Annotated in this window: 16 protein-coding genes; 5 read left to right on the forward strand and 11 right to left on the reverse strand. The window is 58.1% G+C overall.

Annotation, left to right across the window (positions count from 1 at the left end; genetic code table 11):
• The first annotated feature begins 29 nt into the window (after positions 1 to 29).
• Together E1297_RS27270 and E1297_RS27275 are read left to right on the forward strand one after the other, a co-directional pair.
• Positions 30 to 1,229, forward strand: a complete 1,200-nt coding sequence (locus E1297_RS27270) for a lytic murein transglycosylase (RefSeq protein WP_368669693.1) — start codon at positions 30 to 32, stop codon at positions 1,227 to 1,229.
• 137 nt (positions 1,230 to 1,366) lie between these two features.
• On the forward strand, positions 1,367 to 2,338 hold the full coding sequence (locus E1297_RS27275) for a DoxX family protein (protein ID WP_196223417.1): 972 nt from the start codon (positions 1,367 to 1,369) through the stop codon (positions 2,336 to 2,338).
• A gap of 30 nt (positions 2,339 to 2,368) precedes the next feature.
• Here E1297_RS27275 and E1297_RS27280 read toward each other — a convergent pair whose 3' ends face one another.
• The 6 genes from E1297_RS27280 to E1297_RS27305 form a co-directional block, all read right to left on the reverse strand.
• Positions 2,369 to 4,003 (reverse strand): ABC transporter ATP-binding protein, encoded by a 1,635-nt coding sequence (locus E1297_RS27280; RefSeq protein WP_155143829.1) that lies wholly within the window; start codon positions 4,001 to 4,003, stop codon positions 2,369 to 2,371.
• A gap of 11 nt (positions 4,004 to 4,014) precedes the next feature.
• A complete protein-coding gene (locus E1297_RS27285; protein WP_368669694.1) occupies positions 4,015 to 5,199 on the reverse strand; it encodes an ABC transporter permease in 1,185 nt (394 codons plus the stop codon).
• A 4-nt stretch (positions 5,200 to 5,203) separates the two neighbouring features.
• Positions 5,204 to 6,322 (reverse strand): microcin C ABC transporter permease YejB, encoded by a 1,119-nt coding sequence (locus E1297_RS27290; RefSeq protein WP_155143833.1) that lies wholly within the window; start codon positions 6,320 to 6,322, stop codon positions 5,204 to 5,206.
• Between the two features lie 36 nt (positions 6,323 to 6,358).
• Positions 6,359 to 8,239, reverse strand: coding sequence for an extracellular solute-binding protein (locus E1297_RS27295; protein ID WP_155143834.1), 1,881 nt, complete (start codon positions 8,237 to 8,239; stop codon positions 6,359 to 6,361).
• Complete coding sequence (locus tag E1297_RS27300) at positions 8,236 to 10,125, reverse strand: extracellular solute-binding protein (RefSeq protein WP_155143835.1); 1,890 nt, start codon at positions 10,123 to 10,125, stop codon at positions 8,236 to 8,238. The genes E1297_RS27295 and E1297_RS27300 overlap by 4 nt, the downstream gene beginning before the upstream one ends.
• Before the next feature lie 291 nt (positions 10,126 to 10,416).
• A complete protein-coding gene (locus E1297_RS27305) occupies positions 10,417 to 10,968 on the reverse strand; it encodes a cytochrome c family protein (RefSeq protein ID WP_155143837.1) in 552 nt (183 codons plus the stop codon).
• Between the two features lie 190 nt (positions 10,969 to 11,158).
• Between E1297_RS27305 and E1297_RS27310 the strand changes: the two genes are divergently transcribed.
• Genes E1297_RS27310 through E1297_RS27320 form a run of 3 tightly spaced genes read left to right on the forward strand, consistent with a single transcriptional unit; the run spans position 11,159 to position 13,838 of the window.
• Positions 11,159 to 11,893, forward strand: coding sequence for a 3-deoxy-manno-octulosonate cytidylyltransferase (locus E1297_RS27310; protein ID WP_368669700.1), 735 nt, complete (start codon positions 11,159 to 11,161; stop codon positions 11,891 to 11,893).
• A gap of 29 nt (positions 11,894 to 11,922) precedes the next feature.
• A complete protein-coding gene (locus tag E1297_RS27315) occupies positions 11,923 to 12,813 on the forward strand; it encodes a prephenate dehydratase (RefSeq protein WP_155143840.1) in 891 nt (296 codons plus the stop codon).
• 20 nt (positions 12,814 to 12,833) lie between these two features.
• Positions 12,834 to 13,838 (forward strand): adenosine kinase, encoded by a 1,005-nt coding sequence (locus tag E1297_RS27320; protein ID WP_155143842.1) that lies wholly within the window; start codon positions 12,834 to 12,836, stop codon positions 13,836 to 13,838.
• A 77-nt stretch (positions 13,839 to 13,915) separates the two neighbouring features.
• On the opposite strand, the gene E1297_RS27325 is transcribed toward E1297_RS27320, so the two are convergent.
• The 5 genes from E1297_RS27325 to truB all read right to left on the reverse strand — a co-directional run bounded on the left by E1297_RS27325 (position 13,916) and on the right by truB (position 19,336).
• A complete protein-coding gene (locus E1297_RS27325; protein ID WP_155143843.1) occupies positions 13,916 to 14,536 on the reverse strand; it encodes a 2,3-bisphosphoglycerate-dependent phosphoglycerate mutase in 621 nt (206 codons plus the stop codon).
• Positions 14,537 to 14,569: 33 nt separating this feature from the next.
• Positions 14,570 to 15,373: a 4-hydroxy-tetrahydrodipicolinate reductase gene (dapB, locus tag E1297_RS27330; protein ID WP_155143900.1), complete on the reverse strand. Its 804-nt coding sequence runs from the start codon at positions 15,371 to 15,373 to the stop codon at positions 14,570 to 14,572.
• A gap of 178 nt (positions 15,374 to 15,551) precedes the next feature.
• Positions 15,552 to 17,681: a polyribonucleotide nucleotidyltransferase gene (gene pnp / locus E1297_RS27335; RefSeq protein WP_155143845.1), complete on the reverse strand. Its 2,130-nt coding sequence runs from the start codon at positions 17,679 to 17,681 to the stop codon at positions 15,552 to 15,554.
• 235 nt (positions 17,682 to 17,916) lie between these two features.
• Entirely contained in the window at positions 17,917 to 18,186 is a 270-nt protein-coding gene (rpsO, locus tag E1297_RS27340) for a 30S ribosomal protein S15 (protein WP_155143847.1), read from the reverse strand.
• 205 nt (positions 18,187 to 18,391) lie between these two features.
• Positions 18,392 to 19,336: a tRNA pseudouridine(55) synthase TruB gene (gene truB / locus E1297_RS27345; RefSeq protein ID WP_155143848.1), complete on the reverse strand. Its 945-nt coding sequence runs from the start codon at positions 19,334 to 19,336 to the stop codon at positions 18,392 to 18,394.
• Positions 19,337 to 19,356 lie beyond the last annotated feature (20 nt).

Consider the following 19,356-nt stretch of genomic DNA (forward strand, 5'->3'; position numbering starts at 1 on the left):
GCATCCATCCAGATCCGGGGAGGATTGGCGTGATCCGGTTATTCTTGATTTCCCTTGCCGCTCTTCTGTCTGCGCCTGATGTAAATGCCGGCCCGCATGATGCGGCCTTCAGGACCTTCCTCAATTCCGAAATTGTGCCGGCTGCCCGCGCACAAGGGGTTTCGCAGGCTGTGCTGGACCGCGAACTGCGCGGCCTGACGCCGGACACCTCCCTGCCCGGCCTTGTCGGCCCCGGCGGCAAGGGCAGGCCACCGAAAATCAATTTTCAGGCGGAGTTCCGGGCACCGGCCGGCTATTTTCGGGACAGCCAATTCAACGCCCTCGTTCCGGGCGGCCGCCGTCTGATGCAGACCCACGCCAGCGCACTTGCCAAAATAGAAGCACGGTATGGTGTGCCCAAACGGATCATTGTTGCAATCTGGGCCCGGGAATCTGCCTATGGCAACGCCAGAATCCCGCATGATGCAATCCGGGTGCTCGCGACCCGTGCCTTCATGGGCCAGCGAACCGACTTCTACAAGAAAGAACTGATTGCAGCGCTCAAGATCCTGCAAAACGGCGATGTCTCCCGGCAAGACATGAAAAGCTCCTGGGGCGGGGCGATGGGCCAGCCGCAATTCCTGCCCTCGTCCTACCTGAAATATGCTGTCGACTTCGATGGCGACGGCAAGCGCGACATCTGGCGCTCACAGGTCGACACAATGGCGTCCATCGCCAATTACCTTTCCCGTCACGGATGGGAAAAAGGCCGGGATTGGGGATATGAGGTTGTCATTCCGGACCACGTCTCCTGTACGCGCGAGGGCCCCGACAACCGCCAGAAGATCTCCGCCTTTGTTCAGGAGGGCGTGACCCGGGTGAGCGGGCGTCCCTTTCCTGCCCATGAAATGAGGCAACCGGGAAACATCCTGATGCCAGCCGGCCGTTACGGTCCAGCCTTCATAGCGACCGGGAATTTTTATGTTTTGAAAGAGTACAATGAATCAGATGTCTATGCGCTTTTTGTCGGGCATCTGGCAGACCGCTACGGAAACAACCGCCGATTTGTGGCGGACTGGAAACCCACCAAGCAAACAACCCGCGGCGCCGTCCGCACACTTCAATCAAAGCTGGAAGGCCAGGGCCACGATGTTGGCGGTGCCGACGGGTTGATCGGCTTCAAGACCCGCCGGTCCATCGGCAAGGCACAGGAAAAATCCGGATACTTCGCAACCTGCTGGATTGGCTAGATGGCGCTGCAGCGGCACATACAACGCCGCATGAAAAACAAAGAACCCCGGAATAGAAACAATTGATTTCGAACACATAGTTTCATCTTATGGATGTTCATGAAGATCTCGCTCTCGTCGAAATCCGGAGTCTGCCGATGTCGTACGGAACCCAGGTCCAGTTGATCCGATACACCGCTTGCGGAGCAACCGGCATCGCTCTTCTGATCGCTATCGCAGTATTTGCCGGGTTGCTTTCGGGTGGGGCAACGGCGAGCGATGTTGCAAAAATCAATTCCTCGCTGGCCATTTACTTTCTGAGCGGTTTTCTGGCGTTGTCCTGTGTTTTGAACCTGCTTGCGCCGCGCACAAGACCACGCCTTATTTTTTTGCTCGGCCTGTTTCCGTTGATGATCGGCTGGCGTATTGCCGCCTTGCATGACCTCTCCTGGATCGAAGCCCTTGGGGGGATTGCCTTTGTCTCCTACCTGGCGCTTTTCGCCATCATCGTTGTCCACGGCCTGAAAACGCCGCAGGAAGACGGCCGCCCCGAAACAACATTTCCCGGTGTCCAGCTGAGCTTTATCCGGCTTTATATCGGACTTGATCTGGTTCCCCACTTCACCGAAAAACTGTTTGCAGGCCCATCTGCCCGTCTTGGGGATGTCAAATCGTTCGAGGCCCTCGGAGTACCGGACGCGCTTGGCTTTGTGTTGCTGGCCGGAACAATCGAGTTCGCGGCGATGATCGGAGTTGGAATGGGCTTGTTGACCCGGCTCGCCTCGATCCTCACCGTCATCTACCTCATCGTGGCGACAATTCTCGGACACCATTTCCAGCTTGGCTTCATATGGGCAACAGCTGGTGGCGGCTGGGAGTATCCGCTTCTCTGGTCCGCGCTAATCCTGAGTTTCGTTCTTGGCGGCGGCCGCTGGCTGTCGCTCGATCAAATCATCTTCGAACGGGTAAAACTGCCGCGCTGGATCGATTTTCTCATGGGCGACACCGGCCCTGTGCGCCGCGATCATCCTTTGCCAAATTCCGGCCAACCGGACAGCACGCATCCGTCTTTGTCAGATCAACGGGAGACTGGTGTGAACGAAGATCCCATCACCAGTGCAAAAGCCTGACGGCATTTGCACTCAGGTATTTTCAAAACCCTATTCGCTGACCACCCCGGCCATCGAAGCCGTTTCCAGCCGGAAGGCCGCCGCCATCAGCGCCTTGGTGTAATCCGTTTGGGGAGCATCGAAAATCTGTTCCGAAGACCCCGCCTCGACCACCTTGCCCTGACGCATCACCACAACTTCATTGGCCAGTGCACGAACCACTTTCAAATCGTGAGAGATGAACAGATAGGCGAGCCCGTGGGCTTTTTGAAGGTCCCGCAAGAGATCGACAACCTGCGCCTGCACGCTCATGTCGAGCGCCGAGGTCGGCTCGTCCAGCATGACGAATTTCGGTTCCAGCACCATGGCCCGTGCGATCGAGATCCGCTGACGCTGACCACCGGAGAACTCATGCGGATAGCGGAAGCGGGTCGACGCATCGAGCCCGACCTCTTCCAGCGCCTTTGCCACCTTCCGGTCCCGCTCCTCTTCGGAGAGCTTCGGAAAATGGACCTTGAGCCCTTCACCGACAATATCGGAGACCGACATGCGCGGACTGAGCGCGCCGAACGGATCCTGAAACACGATCTGCATGTCCCGGCGCAGCGGTCGCATCTGCTTCCAGGAGTTTGCCTGGATCTCCGTGCCGTCAAAACAGATCCTGCCAGTTGACGAGATCATGCGCAGGATCGCGAGCCCGAGCGTCGTCTTGCCCGAGCCGCTTTCGCCGACGATCCCCAGCGTCTGGCCAGCCCGCACCTTGACGTCGATCCCGTCGACCGCCTTGACGTGATCCACGGTCCGGCGCATCAGGCCCCGCTTGATCGGGAACCACACCTTGAGATCATCGGCCTGCACCACAATCGGCTTTGACAGATCCGTTTGCGGCGGCGCGCCCTTGGGTTCGGCGGACAGGAGATGTTTGGTGTAGTCATGCTGTGGCCGGTCAAAAATCTCCTGAACCGGCCCCTGCTCGACGATTTCGCCATTGGTCATCACGCAGACCCGGTCGGCAAACTTGCGCACGATCCCGAGATCATGGGTAATGAACAGCATGGCCATGCCCTGCACCGCCTGCAATTCCTTCAAGAGCTTGAGGATCTGGGCCTGCACGGTGACGTCAAGCGCGGTCGTCGGCTCGTCGGCGATCAGAAGATCCGGCTCGTTGGCCAGCGCCATCGCGATCATGACCCGCTGGCGCTGCCCGCCAGAGAGCTGATGCGGATAGGACCCGAGCCGGCTTTCCGGATCGTGGATCCCGACCTGATGCAGCAATTCCAGAACGCGCTTTCGGGCAGAGGCATCACCCATGCCGCGATGGACTTTCAGGATCTCGGCAACCTGCCGCTCGACCGTGTGCAGCGGATTGAGAGACGTCATCGGCTCCTGAAAGATCATGGAAATCTCGTTTCCACGCACCTTCCGGATACCAGCTTCATTGGCCTTCAGCAGATCCTGACCATTGAACAGGATCTCGCCCGAGGGATGAGACGCGGCAGGATAAGGCAGAAGCTTGAGCACGGACAGGGCCGAGACGGACTTCCCCGACCCGCTTTCGCCGACAAGGGCGACCGTTTCCCCCTTCTTGATGTCAAAGGAGATCCGGTTGACTGCCAAGGTGTCCTTGCCGCCTTGGGTGAAGGCGATCGACAGGTCCTTGACCGACAGGAGAGGCGTTTCAGTCATGGGTCGGCTCCTCACGCCAGGCTCTTGCGCGGATCGAAGGCATCGCGCACCGCTTCGCCGATGAAAATCAAAAGGCTCAACATCAGCGATACGACCACAAATCCGGAAATACCAAGCCACGGAGCCTGCAGGTTGTTCTTGCCCTGGGCCAGCAATTCCCCGAGCGAGGCGGAGCCCGGAGGCAAGCCGAAGCCCAGGAAATCGAGCGCCGTCAGCGTCGAGATCGAACCGTTGAGAATGAAAGGCATGAAGGTTAGCGTTGCCACCATCGCATTGGGCAGGAGGTGCCGCCACATGATCGTGCGATTGGAGACGCCGAGCGCCCGCGCGGCGGCGATATATTCAAAATTCCGGCCCCTCAGGAACTCCGCCCGGACAACCCCGACCAGCGCCACCCAGGAAAATGCCAGCAGGATCGTGAACAGCGTCCAGAACCCCGGCACCAGAACAGACGACACGATCAGGATCAGATAGAGCGTCGGGATCGCGGTCCAGATTTCGATGAACCGCTGGAACAGAAGGTCGACCCAGCCTCCATAATAGCCCTGCACGGCTCCGGCTGCGATGCCGACAACGGAAGAGGCCAGCGTCAGCACCAGGCCGAACAGCACCGAAATCCGGAAACCGTAGATCAGGCGCGCCAGAACGTCCCGGCCCTGATCATCCGTGCCAAACCAGTTCCAGTTGCCAACGATGCAGTTGGGGTCCTGGTCTCCGAGGGGATAGCGCTGACAGCGCTCCTGCTTGTCCATGGTCCAGGACGGTGGCGCGGGTGCGGGCACGGGAATATCGGTGTTGACGGTATTGTAGGAATAACGCACCGGCGGCCAGAGCGCCCAGCCATTGCTGTTGATCTCGTCCTGAATAAACGGATCACGGTAATCGGTAATGGCGAGAAAGCCGCCAAACCGTTCCTCCGGGTATTCCACAAAGACCGGTGCCAGCAATTCGCCCTTGTAATAGACGATCAGAGGCTTGTCGTTGGCAATGAAATTCGCGGCCATTGCCAATACGAACAGGACGAGAAAAATCCAGAGCGAATAAAACCCGCGCCTGTTGGCGCGGAAATTCGCGAGCCGGCGCTGATTGATCGGCGACAGGCGCATTTTCTTGCGCGGAGGAACCGTCTCTTCGGCCAGAGGATTATAGACATCGTAGCCGGCGTCGGAGAGGTGTTTGTCGAGTTTGGTGTCCACAGTCTCAAACCTCCCGCGACTCGAAATCGATCCGCGGATCAATCCATGTATAGGTCAGGTCCGAAATGAGGTTCACGATCAGTCCCATCAGGGAGAAGATGTAAAGGGTCGCAAAAACGACGGCATAATCCCGGTTGATGACGGACTCAAAGCCCAGCAAACCCAGTCCATCAAGCGAGAAGATTGTTTCGATCAGCAGCGATCCGGCGAAGAAGGACGAAATGAACGCTCCCGGAAAGCCGGCGACCACAATCAGCATCGCATTACGGAATACGTGGCCGTAAAGCACTTGCCGCTCTGTCAGCCCCTTGGCACGGGCGGTCTGGACATATTGCTTGCGGATCTCGTCCAGAAAGGAATTTTTGGTCAGCAAGGTGGTCGTGGCAAAGGCCGAAAGAACAAGCGCTGTCAGCGGCAGGACCAGATGCCAGAAATAATCGACAATCCGCTCCGGCCAGGACAGGCTTTGCCAGTTTTCCGAAACGAGGCCGCGCAAGGGAAACAGATCCCAAAACGAACCGCCTGCAAACAGCACGATCAGCAAGACCGCAAACAGGAAACCGGGTATCGCATAGGCCACGACGATAACCCCCGATGTCCAGATATCAAACCTGGAGCCATCGCTCACCGCCTTGCGAATCCCGAGCGGGATCGACACCAGATAGGAGATCAGCGTCATCCAGAGGCCCAGGGAAATCGACACGGGCAGTTTTTCCGCAATCAGGTCCAGAACCCTGATGTCGCGGAAGTAGCTCTCCCCGAAGTCGAACCGGGCGTAGTTCCACAGCATGGTCAAAAACCGTTCAAGCGGCGGCTTGTCGAAACCGAACTGGGTCTCCAGTTCCTTGATGAACTCCGGATCAAGGCCTTGCGCGCCGCGATATTTCGAGGAAACGCTTTCCGCTCCGCTCCCGATGCCGGAGGTATCCGTTGCCGGTCCACCCATGTCGCCGCCGCCGCCGCTGATCCGGGCCGTGGCCGAAACATCGGTGCCCGAGAGCTGGGCGATCACCCGCTCCACCGGCCCACCGGGCGCGAACTGGATGATGATGAAATTCAGGGCCATGATCCCGACAAGGGTCGGTATCATGAGCAGCAAGCGTCTGAGGATATAGGCGCCCATAAAATGCCGTTCGTATCTCGTGAGATGATGGTCTGTCTAACCGGCCATGCCGATCTTATCGGCTTTTTCCCGGTCGAACCACCAGGTCGTTTCAACAGGGAACTCATAATGCGGCGGTTCTTCCGGATAGCCGAAAATGTCCCACATAGCGATTGTGTGGGTTCCCTTGCTCCACTGCGGAACCCAGTATTGCCCCGCGCGCAGGCACCGGTCGAGCGCTCTGGCAGCGACAATCATCTGCTCCCGGCTGGATGCGGCCAGTGCGGCTTCGATCATGGCATCGACTGCAGGCGACGATATGCCTGCGAGATTGTTGCTGCCGGGCGTATCGGCCGACGCGGAACTCCAGAATTGACGAATTGACGTGCCGAGTGTCGGTGTCAGCGAGTATCTCCGGCTGATGACATCGAAATCAAAGTTGTTGAGCCGCGCCTCGTATTGTGCCGGGTCGACAAGGCGGAAGCTTGACGAGATCCCCAAACGTTCGAGACTGTTGATAAACGGCATGGTGATGCGTTCAAACATCGGCACATTGTTCAGGAACTCGATCGTGAGCGGTTGCCCATTCGGATCAACAAGCAGAGCCCCGTCGCGGGTATACCCGGCGTCCTTCAACAACATGGCCGCTTTCCGCAGAAGGCTTCGGTCAAATCCACTGCCATCCGATACGGGCGGTGTCCAGGGCTCTCCAAAAACAGCTTCCGGCAACTGCTCCCGGAATGGGTCCAACAGTACAAGTTCTGCTTCGGACGGCAGCCCTTCCGCCTTCATGTCAGAATTTTCGAAGAAACTTTGGGTACGCTCGTACATCCCGTGGAACAGGTTCTGGTTCGACCATTCGAAATCGAATGCATACCCGATGGCTTCCCGCACCCGCGGATCCTTGAACTTGTCCCGCCTTGTGTTGAAGAACCAGCCTTGAGCACCGGACGGTCTGTTGTCCGGAACGATTTTCTGCTTGACCTTTCCGTCACCAACCGCGGGAAAATTATACTCAGTCGCCCAAATTCTGGAGCTGAACTCCTCCTGAAACGTGACATTCCCCTTCTTGAAGGCTTCAAAGGCAACCTGCGCATCCCGGAAGAATTCCAGGCGGATCACATCGAAGTTAAAATGGCCGGCAACAACCGGCAAATCCTTTGCCCAGTAATCCGTCACCCGGCTGTATTCCACGTACCGCCCCACGGCATGCCTGCCGACCTTGTAAGGCCCCGATGACAGTGGCGGCGTCAGCGTCGACTGTTCGAAATCATAGGTCGTGTAGTATCGCTTGGAAAAGATCGGAAGGCCCGCGACGAGCAACGGCAACTGCCGGGTTTGTTTGCCCGTGAACCCGATCTTGACTTTTTGATTGCCCAAAGCTTCAGCCTGCGCCATTTCGCGAATAGTCTGGCTGATCAGCGGGTGCCCTTTTTCCTTCAGGAGCATGAGGGAAAACGCGACATCTTCCGCGGTCAGCCTGGATCCGTCGTGAAAGCGCGCTTCGGGCCGCAGATTGAAAAAATAGGTGTTTCCATCTTCGGTGATTTCGACGGACTCCGCCAACAATCCGTAAACCGCATCCGGCTCGTCCCACGCACGCACCATCAATGAGTCAAAACACAACTCCATCCTTGGCGGAGCGTCCCCCTTCAAAATGAAGGAATTGAAAGTGTTGTAGGTTTGCGGATTCTGATTGAATTGCCAGCTGGGCGTCTTGAAAGTAAAGCGGCCGCCCTTCGGCGCTCCCGGCACCACATAATCGAAACTCTTGAAATCCGGGCCGTATTTAAGGTCTCCAAAAACGGACAGTCCGTGCAACGGACCCTTGCCGGGATCCGCGAACGCGCGTGTGCCGATTGGCAAAGCGGTTGCAAGTGCCGCAGCACCCGTCAGTTTCAGAAATTGCCGCCGGTCGGCCCCGTTCCGCTTACTCATTTCGGCGCTCCCGTCTTCTCCGCCAGCGCCTCATCGTACCACCAGATCGTCGGGAACCCGAAGGTGTATTCCGGCATGGTCTCGGGATGGCCAAACCGGTTCCAGCGGGCGGTCCGATCAATGTTGAGATACCATTGCGGGATCACATAATGGTTGGCCATCAACGCACGATCCAGTGCGCGCGTCGATGCGACCAGTTCCTTGCGGTCTGTCGCAAAAACGACCTTGTCGATCAACGCATCAATGCCCTTGTCCGCTATCCCTGCGTAATTTTGCGATTGTTCCTGATCGGCAGCTTCACTTCCCCAATAATTTCGCTGCTCGTTCCCGGGCGAAAGTGACTGCGCCCACCCCAGGGTGGTCATATCAAAATCACGGCTGCGAATGCGGTTGATGTATTGCGGCGTATCGAGAACGCGAACACTCATATCAATACCGATCCGATTGAGATTTTCGACGTAAGGCAAGGCATACCGTTCGGAAGACTTCTGGGAATCGACAAACTCGATCGTAAACGGCTCACCGGTCTTGTCATTCACAAGAGTGCCGCCTTCCAGCCGGTATCCGGCTTCCCTTAGCAATTTCAGCGCTTCCCGCAGATTTCCGCGCAATTTCCGCGAATCGCCGTTGACCGGGTTTCGATAGACCTGATCAAAGACTTCCGGAGGCACAAGATCCTGAACTTCCTCCAGAATTTCAAGCTCGCGCCCTGAAGCGGCCCCCGAGGACGCCAGTTCGGTTCCGGCAAAGAACGAGTCAATGCGTTTATATTGATCAAAGAAAACCGTGCGATTGGTCGTTTCAAAATCGAAAGCAAGATTCAAGGCCTTGCGGACCCGAACATCCTTGAACTTGTCCCGGCGCAAATTGACAACAAAAGCCTGCATGATCCCGGTCGCCTTGTCGTCGAATGTCTCCAGAACAACATCGCCCGCTTCGACCGCTGGAAACTTGTATCCGGTAGCCCAATTCTTTGCGACATTCTCGAGACGGAAATCATACTGATCCCCCTTGAAAGCCTCAAAGGCGACCGTGCCATCCAGAAAGGAGATATAGCGGATTTCATCAAAATTGTTGGTCCCGACCCGGATCGGCAACTCCGCGCCCCAGTACTCCGGAACCCGCTCATACGTGACTTGCCGGTTGGCATCAAAATCCTTGATCCTGTATGGTCCGGAGCCGAGCGGCGGCTCAAGTGACGTGCTTCTGGTAATATCACGCGGTTCACCGTCCGGACCGGTCCCTTGCCACCAGTGTTTCGGGAGGATCGTCAAATTACCGATGATCTTGGGCAGCTCCCGGTTCCCTGAGCCGTCGAACGTGAACCGGACAACATTGTCACCAACAACCTCGGCCTTTTCAACGTGGTGGTAATAGAACCGTTGCCGCGGGTCGAGATCTGTGACCGTTTCGAATGACCAGACCACATCCTCCGCGCTCACCGGTTGACCGTCATGCCATTTGGCGTTCGGGTTCATCCGATACTCGACCCAAGAGTAATCCTCCGGATATCGAAGCGCCTCGGCCAGCACACCATATTGCGCGCTGATGTCGGCTTCATCGAGGCTCGGCTCCATCAAGCTTTCGTAAATCAGCAACAGGCCCGGAACGATGTTTCCCTTTGGCAGGAACAGGTTAAAGGAGTCGAAGCCACCACTCGTCGACAGACGCACCAGTCCGCCCTTCGGTGCATCCGGATTGACGTAATCGAAATGTTTGGTGCCGGGGCCGTATTTCGGTTCGCCGTTCAAAGCTGCCGCATGCCGCCACTCCGGTTCTTCAGTGGCTGCACTCTGTTGCGGAAAGAAAAAACAAAGACCCAGTATCGCGAGAACTGCAGCGTTTTTTGCGAAGGGCAGTCCAGGAACGGCGGTCCTTGGTTTCATACTATATCTCCGGCGCTTATACGCTCAACATGGGCACAGTGGACGTTCGGTAAAGTTTAGGCAGACGGCGCCCGCCCGTCACCCTCTTTCAAATAACATTGCCGGATTTTAATAGGGAAATGAACTTGCAAACTATGATTGTGCATTCACCTGGCGAGACTTGCGATTTGATGTGGGTCCCGGTTGTTAACTGTTCGCCAAGATATGGGATCTTGTGGTCCTGCGCATCAAAAAGGCCGCCCTCAAGGAAGGCGGCCTATCGTCACAAGTGCAAATGCGCGTAACGGTGTATCACTGAGCCGGAAGCGGCTTCGGATTTGCCGAAAGATTGCGCAGATAGGCGATGATGTCCGCCCGCTCTTCCGGCTTTCTGAGACCTGCAAAGCCCATCGACGTCCCGGACAGGTACTTCTTCGGCGCTGCGAGGAAGTTGTCGAGGTTCTCGTAGGTCCATTCCGGGTTTTCTTCGCCATAAGCCGCCATCGCGGACGAATAGTTGAAGCCATCATGTCCACCCGGCTTGCGGCCGACAATGTCATACAGGGCCGGGCCAACCTTGTTGGCGCCACCCTGGTCGAAGGAATGGCAGGCCGCGCACTTCTTGGCGACATTTTCACCCTTGGACGCAGAAGCGGCAAACAGACGCTCGCCAAGCGGAACGACATCCGGCTCGGCCGTAACGGTGGACGTGTCGTCTTCCGGTGTCTCCAACACGATATCATAGCCGGGCTCGCCCGGTATCGTCGGCTCGAAAATGATGTCCGAGACGATCCCGACACCCATGGTCAGGATAAGTACCATCAAAACCGCCCCCGCGGCTTTGTTTAGCGTGAAGGAATCCATTCTCTCCGGCTCCAAGCTTATACGCGTCCGGGTCCGTGGCAGGACCACGAACCCAGCTCGACCTCTCTATTTTGGCCGGACCCTACAAATTTTTTGACCTCGCTGTCCATAGGTTTAAAAGACGTCGAACTACGACATTCGGACGCGGCCCCTGTTTTCTACAGGTTCAAGGCATCCGTAGCACTTGGAGATCAGCTTGAGTTCTGCACTCGTCATCATTCCGGCCCGTTTGGGTGCGACCCGTCTACCGAGAAAACCCCTTGCAGACATCTGCGGCAAGCCGATGATCGTTCGGGTTGTCGACCAGGCCAGAAATGCGGGGATCGGCCGTGCCGTCGTGGCCTGTGATCATCCGGACATCAAAGCCGCCGTCGAAGCCCATGGCGGCGAGGCCGTCATGACCAGCCCCGACCACGAGTCCGGCTCTGACCGGATCCAGGAAGCCGCAAACACAATTGATCCGGATCGACACTATGATGTCGTTTTGAACCTGCAAGGCGATGTTCCGCTGATCGAGCCCGCGGCCGTGCAGGCTGCGTTCAAGCCACTGGAGGATCCGGCAGTCGACATCGGTACGATCATGACCGACATTACCGATAGTGAATTTCGCGACGATCCGAGCTTCGTCAAGACGGTCACCACACCGCTGCCCAATGGCTGTCACCGGGCGCTGTATTTCACCCGCGCCACCGCGCCGACCGGCGATGGACCCATCTTCCAGCATATCGGCGTCTATGCCTACCGCCGGCAGGCTTTGGACAAATTTGTGAGCCTCCCGCCCTCGCCGCTGGAAATCCGGGAAAAGCTGGAGCAACTGCGCGCGCTTGAGGCCGGTATGCGAATTGATGTCAGCATCATCGACAGCGCACCGATGGATGTGAACACCCCTGACGATCTTGAACGCGCACGCCAAGCGCTTTCCTGATCAAGACGACCTGCCTTAGAAAGACCCTCATGACCGACCGAAAGAAAATCGTATTCCAGGGCGAACTCGGTGCCAACTCGCATATGGCCTGCCGCAATGTCTATCCGGACTATGAGGCCATCCCTTGCGCCACCTTCGAGGATTGTTTTACGGCAATCGAGAACGGTGATGCCGATCTTGGCATGATCCCGGTCGAGAACTCCGTCGCCGGTCGTGTCGCCGATATTCACTACCTGTTGCCGAATTCAAACCTCAGCATCATTGGCGAATACTTTCTGCCGATCCGGTTTCAGCTGGTTGCCCCGAAGGGCGCAACGCTGGACGGCCTGAAGTCGGTTCAAAGCCATGTCATGGCCCTTGGCCAGTGCCGGAAAATCATTCGCGAACTCGGTTTGACACCAATCATTGGTGCCGACACTGCCGGGTCGGCCCGCCAGATCGCGGAAATGAACGATCCAAGTGCTGCAGCCCTTGCGCCCGCCATGGCCGCCGAGGCCTATGGGCTCGACATCCTGCGCAGCGATGTCGAAGACGCGGCCCACAACACGACCCGTTTCCTGATCCTGTCGCGGGAAAAGCTCGAAGCGGCCAACAACGGCCAGTCGATGATCACGACCTTCATTTTCCGGGTTCGAAATGTTCCGGCCGCTCTTTACAAGGCACTTGGCGGTTTCGCCACCAACGGCGTCAACATGACAAAGCTCGAATCCTATCAGCTTGAAGGCACGTTTTTCGCCTCCATGTTCTATGCCGATGTCGAAGGGCATCCCGAAGACCCGAATGTCGCCCTGGCGCTGGAGGAACTGAATTTCTTCTGTGCCGAGCTTCGTATACTGGGCGTTTACCGCGCCAGCCCGTTCCGGGACAAGATCCGTGAACCCGAGGCCAACCGCGCCCTGCGCCCGAACCCGCAATCCTGAATCCTCTCAATGGAATAACAATGCCAACAAACACCCGATTTGATGCCCTGTGCATCGGAAACGCGATTTGCGACGTCTTCTCGCATGTGGAAGAAGACTTCCTGCGCGCCGAAGAGCTCGCCAAGGGCTCCATGCGCCTGATCGACACGGATGAAGCTGTCCGGCTGTTCGGCAAGATGGGACAGACGGTTCGCATATCCGGCGGCAGCGCGGGAAACACGGCGGCCGGCATCGCCTCCCTTGGCGGTGCGCCCGCGTTTTTCGGCAAGGTCGCCGAGGACGAACTTGGCGACAGCTACGCCCATGACATGCGCGGCACCGGCGTCCACTACGAGACTGCCCGGCTCAAGAACGACCTGCCGACCGCCCGCTCCATGATCCTGATCACGCCGGACGGCGAGCGCACCATGAACACCTATCTCGGTGCTTGCATAAAGTTCGGCCCGGAAGATGTCGATCCCGATGTCGTGGCCGCCGCAGCTGTCACCTATATGGAAGGCTACCTCTGGGATCCGGAAGAGGCCAAGAAAGCCTTCCTGAAGTCGGCAGACATAGCCCATTCCCATGGCCACCGGGTCGCGATCACCCTGTCGGATTCCTTCTGTGTGGACCGGTACCGGTCCGAATTCATCGGCCTTTTGAAGGATGGCGTCGTCGATCTGATGTTCGCCAATGAGCACGAATTGAAAGCGCTTTATCAGACCGCCGACCTGGACACCGCCATTTCTGCTGCGCGCGAGAGCGGCGCACTGACCGCGTTGACCCTTGGCGAAAACGGCGCGATGGCCATCAGCCGCGAGGAAACCGTACAGGTGGCCGCCGAGAAGGTGGACAACGTTGTCGATCTCACCGGTGCCGGTGATCTGTTTGCCTCCGGCGTCCTGTTTGGCCTTGCCCGCAACTATGATCTGAAGAGTGCTGCCGAACTCGGCTGCCTGTGCGCGTCAAACGTGATTTCCCATGTGGGAGCCCGCCCGGAGCGCCCGCTCAAACAAGCCGCAGAGCAAGGCGGATTTGAAATCTGACCAACAAAAAGGCCCGCCTGTTTGGCGGGCCTTTTCATAGACATCTGTGCCTTTTTCAACCACGCCAAACACGGTGTTTACGCGGCCAGATCCTGAACGCTGACAACCTTGCCGTCTTCGTCAAGCCGATAGATGATCGGCGTGCCGGTGCCGAGTTCACGCTGCAGGATCTCGTCCGGTGTCAGACCTTCCAGATGCATGATCAGCGCCCGCAGCGAATTGCCATGCGCTGCCACGATCGTGCGCTTGCCGGTCAGAACCTGCGGCAGGATTTCCGACTTGAAGTAAGGCAGAACCCGCTCGGCAGTCATTTTCAGGCTCTCGCCGCCCGGAGGCGGAATGTCAAAGGACCGGCGCCAGATATGAACCTGCTCTTCGCCGAATTTCTCGCGCGCCTCGTCCTTGTTCATGCCGGTCAGGTCGCCGTAATCGCGCTCGTTCAGCGCCTGGTCCTTGACGGTTTCAAGATCCTGCTGGCCAAGCTCGTCCAGAATGAGCGTGAGGGTCTTTTGTGCCCGTGACAGGTCGGACGTGAAAGCAATGTCGAATTGCAGCTTGAGATCGCGCAATTCTTCACCCGCCTTCTTGGCTTCGGCAACGCCCTTTTCCGTCAGGTCCGGATCCTTCCAGCCGGTGAAAAGGTTTTTCAGGTTCCACTCACTTTGACCGTGACGGACAAGCACCAAAAGGCGTTCCATGGTCGTATCTCCTTCGGGTCTCAATTTACTGGTTCAATCAGTCAGGCCGAGAACATCAGCCATGGAGTACAAGCCGGGTTTCTTGTCGAAACCCCAAAGCGCCGCGCGGACCGCGCCGCGGGCAAAAAGCTGCCGGTCTTCGGCCTTGTGGGAAAGTTCGATCCGCTCCGCTTCGCTTGCGAACATCACCGAATGTTCCCCGATGACCGAACCGCCGCGCAGGGTGGCAAATCCGATATCTCCCGCCTTCCGTGCGCCCGTAATGCCGTCCCGGCTGCGCACTGCCCGGTCTTCCAATGAAATGCCCCGGCCGTCCGCAGCAGCTTCGCCCAGCAAAAGGGCAGTGCCGGACGGCGCATCGATCTTGTGCCGGTGATGCATTTCAAGGACCTCGATATCGAAATCCTCTCCAAGCGTCTCAGCCGCTTTCCTGACCAGATGGGCAAGGAGATTGACGCCGAGGCTCATGTTGCCGGACTTGATCAGCCTTGCATGGCGCGCAGCAGCCTTCAGTGGTTCGTCCTCGTCCGCACCCCAGCCGGTCGTGCCGATCACATGGACAATACGCGCCTGAGCCGCAACCTCGGCAAATTCCAGAGATGCCTTGGGAACAGTGAAATCAAGCACCCCGTCCGCATTGGCAAAAGCGGTTAGATAATCATCGGAAATCGTGACATCCGCCGCACCGATCCCGGCAAGCAAACCTGCATCCTGTCCCAAATGCGGCGACTGCGGCTGCTCAATGGCACCCGTCAGAACAACACCGTCTTGCGCTGCAACAGCCTTGACGAGGTTTTGCCCCATACGGCCCGCCGCCCCGACAACTACAAGACGCATGTCGCCCATTTTCATCCCCGTCCGCTGTGATGACCACTTTATCTAAGCCGGGGGTATATCAGGTTGCTTGAGTGAGGCAAGCGGCGGAAGACAAACACCAAGCTCCTGGGTTCAGGTCACGAAAAAGGGCGCTGCCCGAAGCCAGCGCCCTTTCCAATCTGTCAGAAGCTACCCGGCCTTAGCCCTGGGCTTCTTCCTTTTCGATTTCCTTGCCGGTGTCCTGGTCGACAACCTTCATGGACAGGCGAACCTTGCCGCGCTCGTCAAAGCCCATCAGCTTGACCCAGACCTTGTCGCCTTCCTTGACAACATCGGTGGTCTTGGCGACCTTCCTCGGTGCCAGCTGGGAAATGTGAACAAGGCCGTCCTTTGCGCCGAAGAAGTTCACGAATGCGCCGAAATCAACGCATTTCACAACCGTGCCTTCGTAGATCATGCCAACTTCCGGCTCGGCTGCGATGGAGTTGATCCAGTTGACCGCTGCCTTGATCGCCTTGCCATCAGCAGAGGCAATCTTGACCGTGCCGTCGTCTTCGATGTTGACCTTGGCACCGGTCTTTTCGACGATTTCGCGGATAACCTTGCCACCGGAACCGATGACTTCACGGATCTTGTCGACCGGGATTTTCATCACTTCGATGCGCGGCGCATGCTCGCCGAGTTCCGAACGGGCTTCGGAGATCGCATTGGACATTTCGCCGAGAATGTGGATCCGGCCATCCTTCGCCTGTGCGAGGGCGACCTTCATGATCTCTTCGGTGATGCCGTCGATCTTGATGTCCATCTGAAGGGCAGTGATGCCGTTTTCAGAACCGGCCACCTTGAAGTCCATGTCACCGAGATGATCTTCATCGCCGAGAATGTCGGACAGAACGGCGAAGCGGTCGCCTTCCTTGATCAGACCCATGGCGATACCTGCCACCGGAGCCTTCAAAGGCACACCGGCATCCATCAGCGCCAGCGAAGTGCCGCAGACCGTTGCCATTGACGAGGAGCCGTTGGACTCGGTGATTTCCGAAACAACGCGCAGCGTGTACGGGAACTCGTGGTGTTGCGGCAGCATCGGGTTGATGGCGCGCCAAGCCAGCTTGCCGTGACCGATTTCGCGGCGCCCCGGGGAGCCCATGCGGCCGGTCTCACCGACAGAATAAGGCGGGAAATTGTAGTGTAGCATGAAGTGAGCCTTCACGGTGCCTTCCAGCAGGTCGATGAACTGCTCGTCTTCGCCGGTCCCGAGAGTGGACACGACGAGACCCTGGGTTTCACCACGGGTGAACAGCGCGGAACCGTGCGCACGCGGCAGAATGCCGACTTCCGACGAAATCGCACGAACCGTCGAAAGGTCGCGGCCGTCAATGCGGGTGCCGGTGTCGAGAATGCCACCCCGGACGATTTCGGCTTCCAGCTTCTTGAACTGTTCGCCGAGAACGGTTGCCTCGACTGCCTCGCCTTCGGCTGCGTTGTCGATCAGGGCTTCGACAGCCTTGGCCTTCGCAGCATCGACAGCGTTCTTGCGGTCGGTCTTGGACGTGATCTTGTAGGCCGCCTTGAGGTCTTCTCCGGCGATCTCCTTGATCTTGGCAGAAAGCGCGGAATGATCCGGAATGACCAGATCGCGCGGCTCCTTGGCAGCGACTTCCGCCAGCTTGATGATGGCGTCGATCACGGTCTGGAAGGACTTGTGTCCGAACATGACCGCGCCGAGCATGGTATCTTCGTCCAGCTCCTTGGCTTCCGATTCCACCATCAAAACGGCGTCGGTGGTGCCGGCGACAATGAGGTCGAGGGAGGATTCCGGCATGTCGTCGACAAGCGGGTTCAGAACAAACTCGCCATTGATATAGCCAACGCGGGCGCCACCGATCGGGCCCATGAACGGAACACCGGACAGGGTCAGCGCGGCAGACGCTGCAACCATCGCCAGAATGTCCGGCGCGTTTTCCATGTCATGCGCCAGAACGGTGATGATCACCTGGGTGTCGTTCTTGTAACCATCGGCAAACAGCGGGCGGATCGGACGGTCGATCAGACGCGAGGTCAGGGTCTCGTGCTCGGACGGACGGCCTTCACGCTTGAAGTAGCCACCCGGGATCTTGCCGGCAGCAAAGGCCTTTTCCTGATAGTTGACGGTCAGCGGGAAGAAATCCTGACCCGGCTTAGGTTGCTTGGCGGAAACAACGGTCGCCAGAACCTTGGTTTCGCCATAGGTCGCCATGACAGCGCCATCAGCCTGACGGGCCACCTTGCCCGTTTCGAGAACGAGCGGCCGTCCGCCCCACTCGACTTCAACGCGATGAATATCGAACATCGTCTTTCCTTACAGCTTGGTCCCGCCGTCCCGCCGCAAACAGGCAGCCGGAAAACGGGCACAAATCCGGTCGGCCCCGTATGGGCCGGTTACCGGCCGGACAAGCCACGGGCAAGACAACAAGACGCTTCCAAATCCTTGAAGCGGCTGGCAATCCTGCCCCATGACCGTCACGTGACTTCCTATAGTAAAACGCGGCGGGCAAATCCACCCACCGCGTTTCGAAGTTCCGGTCTTAGCGGCGAATGCCGAGACGGGAAATCAGAGACTTGTAGCGCTCTTCGTTCTTGCCCTTGACATAGTCGAGCAGGGAACGGCGCTGCGCCACCATCTTCAAAAGGCCGCGGCGGGAGTGGTTGTCCTTGCCGTGGGACTTGAAGTGTTCGGTGAGGTTGTTGATCCGTTCGGTCAGGATCGCGACCTGGACTTCCGGAGACCCGGTGTCGCCTTCCTTGATCGCGTATTCCTTCAGGAGCTCAGCCTTGCGCTCTGCGGTAATCGACATCGTCTTTTCCTTCTTTTTGCGGCTGCCGGGACAGCCAATTGAACATGCCGGTTATCCGGCGGGGCGCGCACCGTCTCCAGAGCCGAGATGTCGGTCAGCAAAGGGAGCACACACCCGTTCGGGCACCTGGGCCCGATGGCGGCGGAATATGCCGGAAAACGATAGGGAAAGCCAGTGGATTCTGGCCGCCTGCACGAGATCCGGATTAAAGATGAAACACGCGGCTTGGCTGGAAGCGGCCCTTTTCGACGCCGCCGATGGCCACCGGGATACCCGCATGGCTGGCAAAGACCGTGTCGCAATTCAGCGGGGCTTCACGGCCTCTGAGCAAAACAGCCATGCCCTTGCGGATCTTGGCCGCATCGTCGAGCGACACCGGGATCTCGACAAGCTCTTCCATCGATTCCCGGACGGGCAGAACGAATTCCTCGACCAGCTCGTCGATCCCCGCCCCTTCCTCAAGCTCTCCGGCAGCCTCGATCAGGTCTTCAAGCGGAACCATATCGTCTTCGCCGAACGGACCGACCAGCAGACGGCGCAGTTTTGTCACGTGACCACAGCTGTCCAGACGGCGGCCGAGATCGCGGGCGAGCGCGCGCACATAAGTCCCCTTGCCGCATTCGGCTTCAAACACGGCCCGGTTCTCGTCGACGACCTCGACCAGATCCAGCCGGTGCATGTCGATGGGCCGTGCTTCCAGTTCAACTTCTTCGCCGTCACGCGCCAGGTCATAGGCACGCTCGCCCTGGACCTTGATCGCCGAGAATTTCGGCGGCACCTGCATGATCGTGCCGGTGAACTCGTCGAGGACCGCGCGGATGCTGTCGGCATCGGGCCGGTTGTCTGATGTTGCAACCACCTCGCCTTCGGTGTCGTCGGTGTTGGTCTCCGCACCCCACGTCACCTCGAACTGGTAGATCTTTCGTCCGTCCATCACGAAGGAAACGGTCTTGGTCGCCTCACCGAAGGCAATCGGCAGGCATCCCGTTGCCCGCGGATCGAGCGTGCCCGCATGGCCGACCTTCTGAGGATGGAGAATCCGCTTGAGCTTGCCGAGAGCATCGTTCGACGTCAGTCCGTAGGGCTTGTCCAGAACAAGCCAGCCGTTGATGACATTCTTGTTTTTCTTGCGGTTCTGTTGCCGCGCCATCGTGATATCCGTCTATTGGG

The sequence above is a fragment of the Roseibium sp. RKSG952 genome (assembly GCF_009711355.1).

Coding starts and splice junctions, on each gene's coding strand:
- E1297_RS27275 (WP_196223417.1), top strand. CDS start 1,367: ATGTCGTACGGAACCCAGGTCCAGTTGATCCGATACACCGCTTGCGGA.
- E1297_RS27280 (WP_155143829.1), bottom strand. CDS start 4,003: ATGACTGAAACGCCTCTCCTGTCGGTCAAGGACCTGTCGATCGCCTTC.
- E1297_RS27290 (WP_155143833.1), bottom strand. CDS start 6,322: ATGGGCGCCTATATCCTCAGACGCTTGCTGCTCATGATACCGACCCTT.
- E1297_RS27295 (WP_155143834.1), bottom strand. CDS start 8,239: ATGAGTAAGCGGAACGGGGCCGACCGGCGGCAATTTCTGAAACTGACG.
- E1297_RS27300 (WP_155143835.1), bottom strand. CDS start 10,125: ATGAAACCAAGGACCGCCGTTCCTGGACTGCCCTTCGCAAAAAACGCT.
- E1297_RS27305 (WP_155143837.1), bottom strand. CDS start 10,968: ATGGATTCCTTCACGCTAAACAAAGCCGCGGGGGCGGTTTTGATGGTA.
- E1297_RS27315 (WP_155143840.1), top strand. CDS start 11,923: ATGACCGACCGAAAGAAAATCGTATTCCAGGGCGAACTCGGTGCCAAC.
- E1297_RS27320 (WP_155143842.1), top strand. CDS start 12,834: ATGCCAACAAACACCCGATTTGATGCCCTGTGCATCGGAAACGCGATT.
- E1297_RS27325 (WP_155143843.1), bottom strand. CDS start 14,536: ATGGAACGCCTTTTGGTGCTTGTCCGTCACGGTCAAAGTGAGTGGAAC.
- dapB (WP_155143900.1), bottom strand. CDS start 15,373: ATGCGTCTTGTAGTTGTCGGGGCGGCGGGCCGTATGGGGCAAAACCTC.
- pnp (WP_155143845.1), bottom strand. CDS start 17,681: ATGTTCGATATTCATCGCGTTGAAGTCGAGTGGGGCGGACGGCCGCTC.
- rpsO (WP_155143847.1), bottom strand. CDS start 18,186: ATGTCGATTACCGCAGAGCGCAAGGCTGAGCTCCTGAAGGAATACGCG.
- truB (WP_155143848.1), bottom strand. CDS start 19,336: ATGGCGCGGCAACAGAACCGCAAGAAAAACAAGAATGTCATCAACGGC.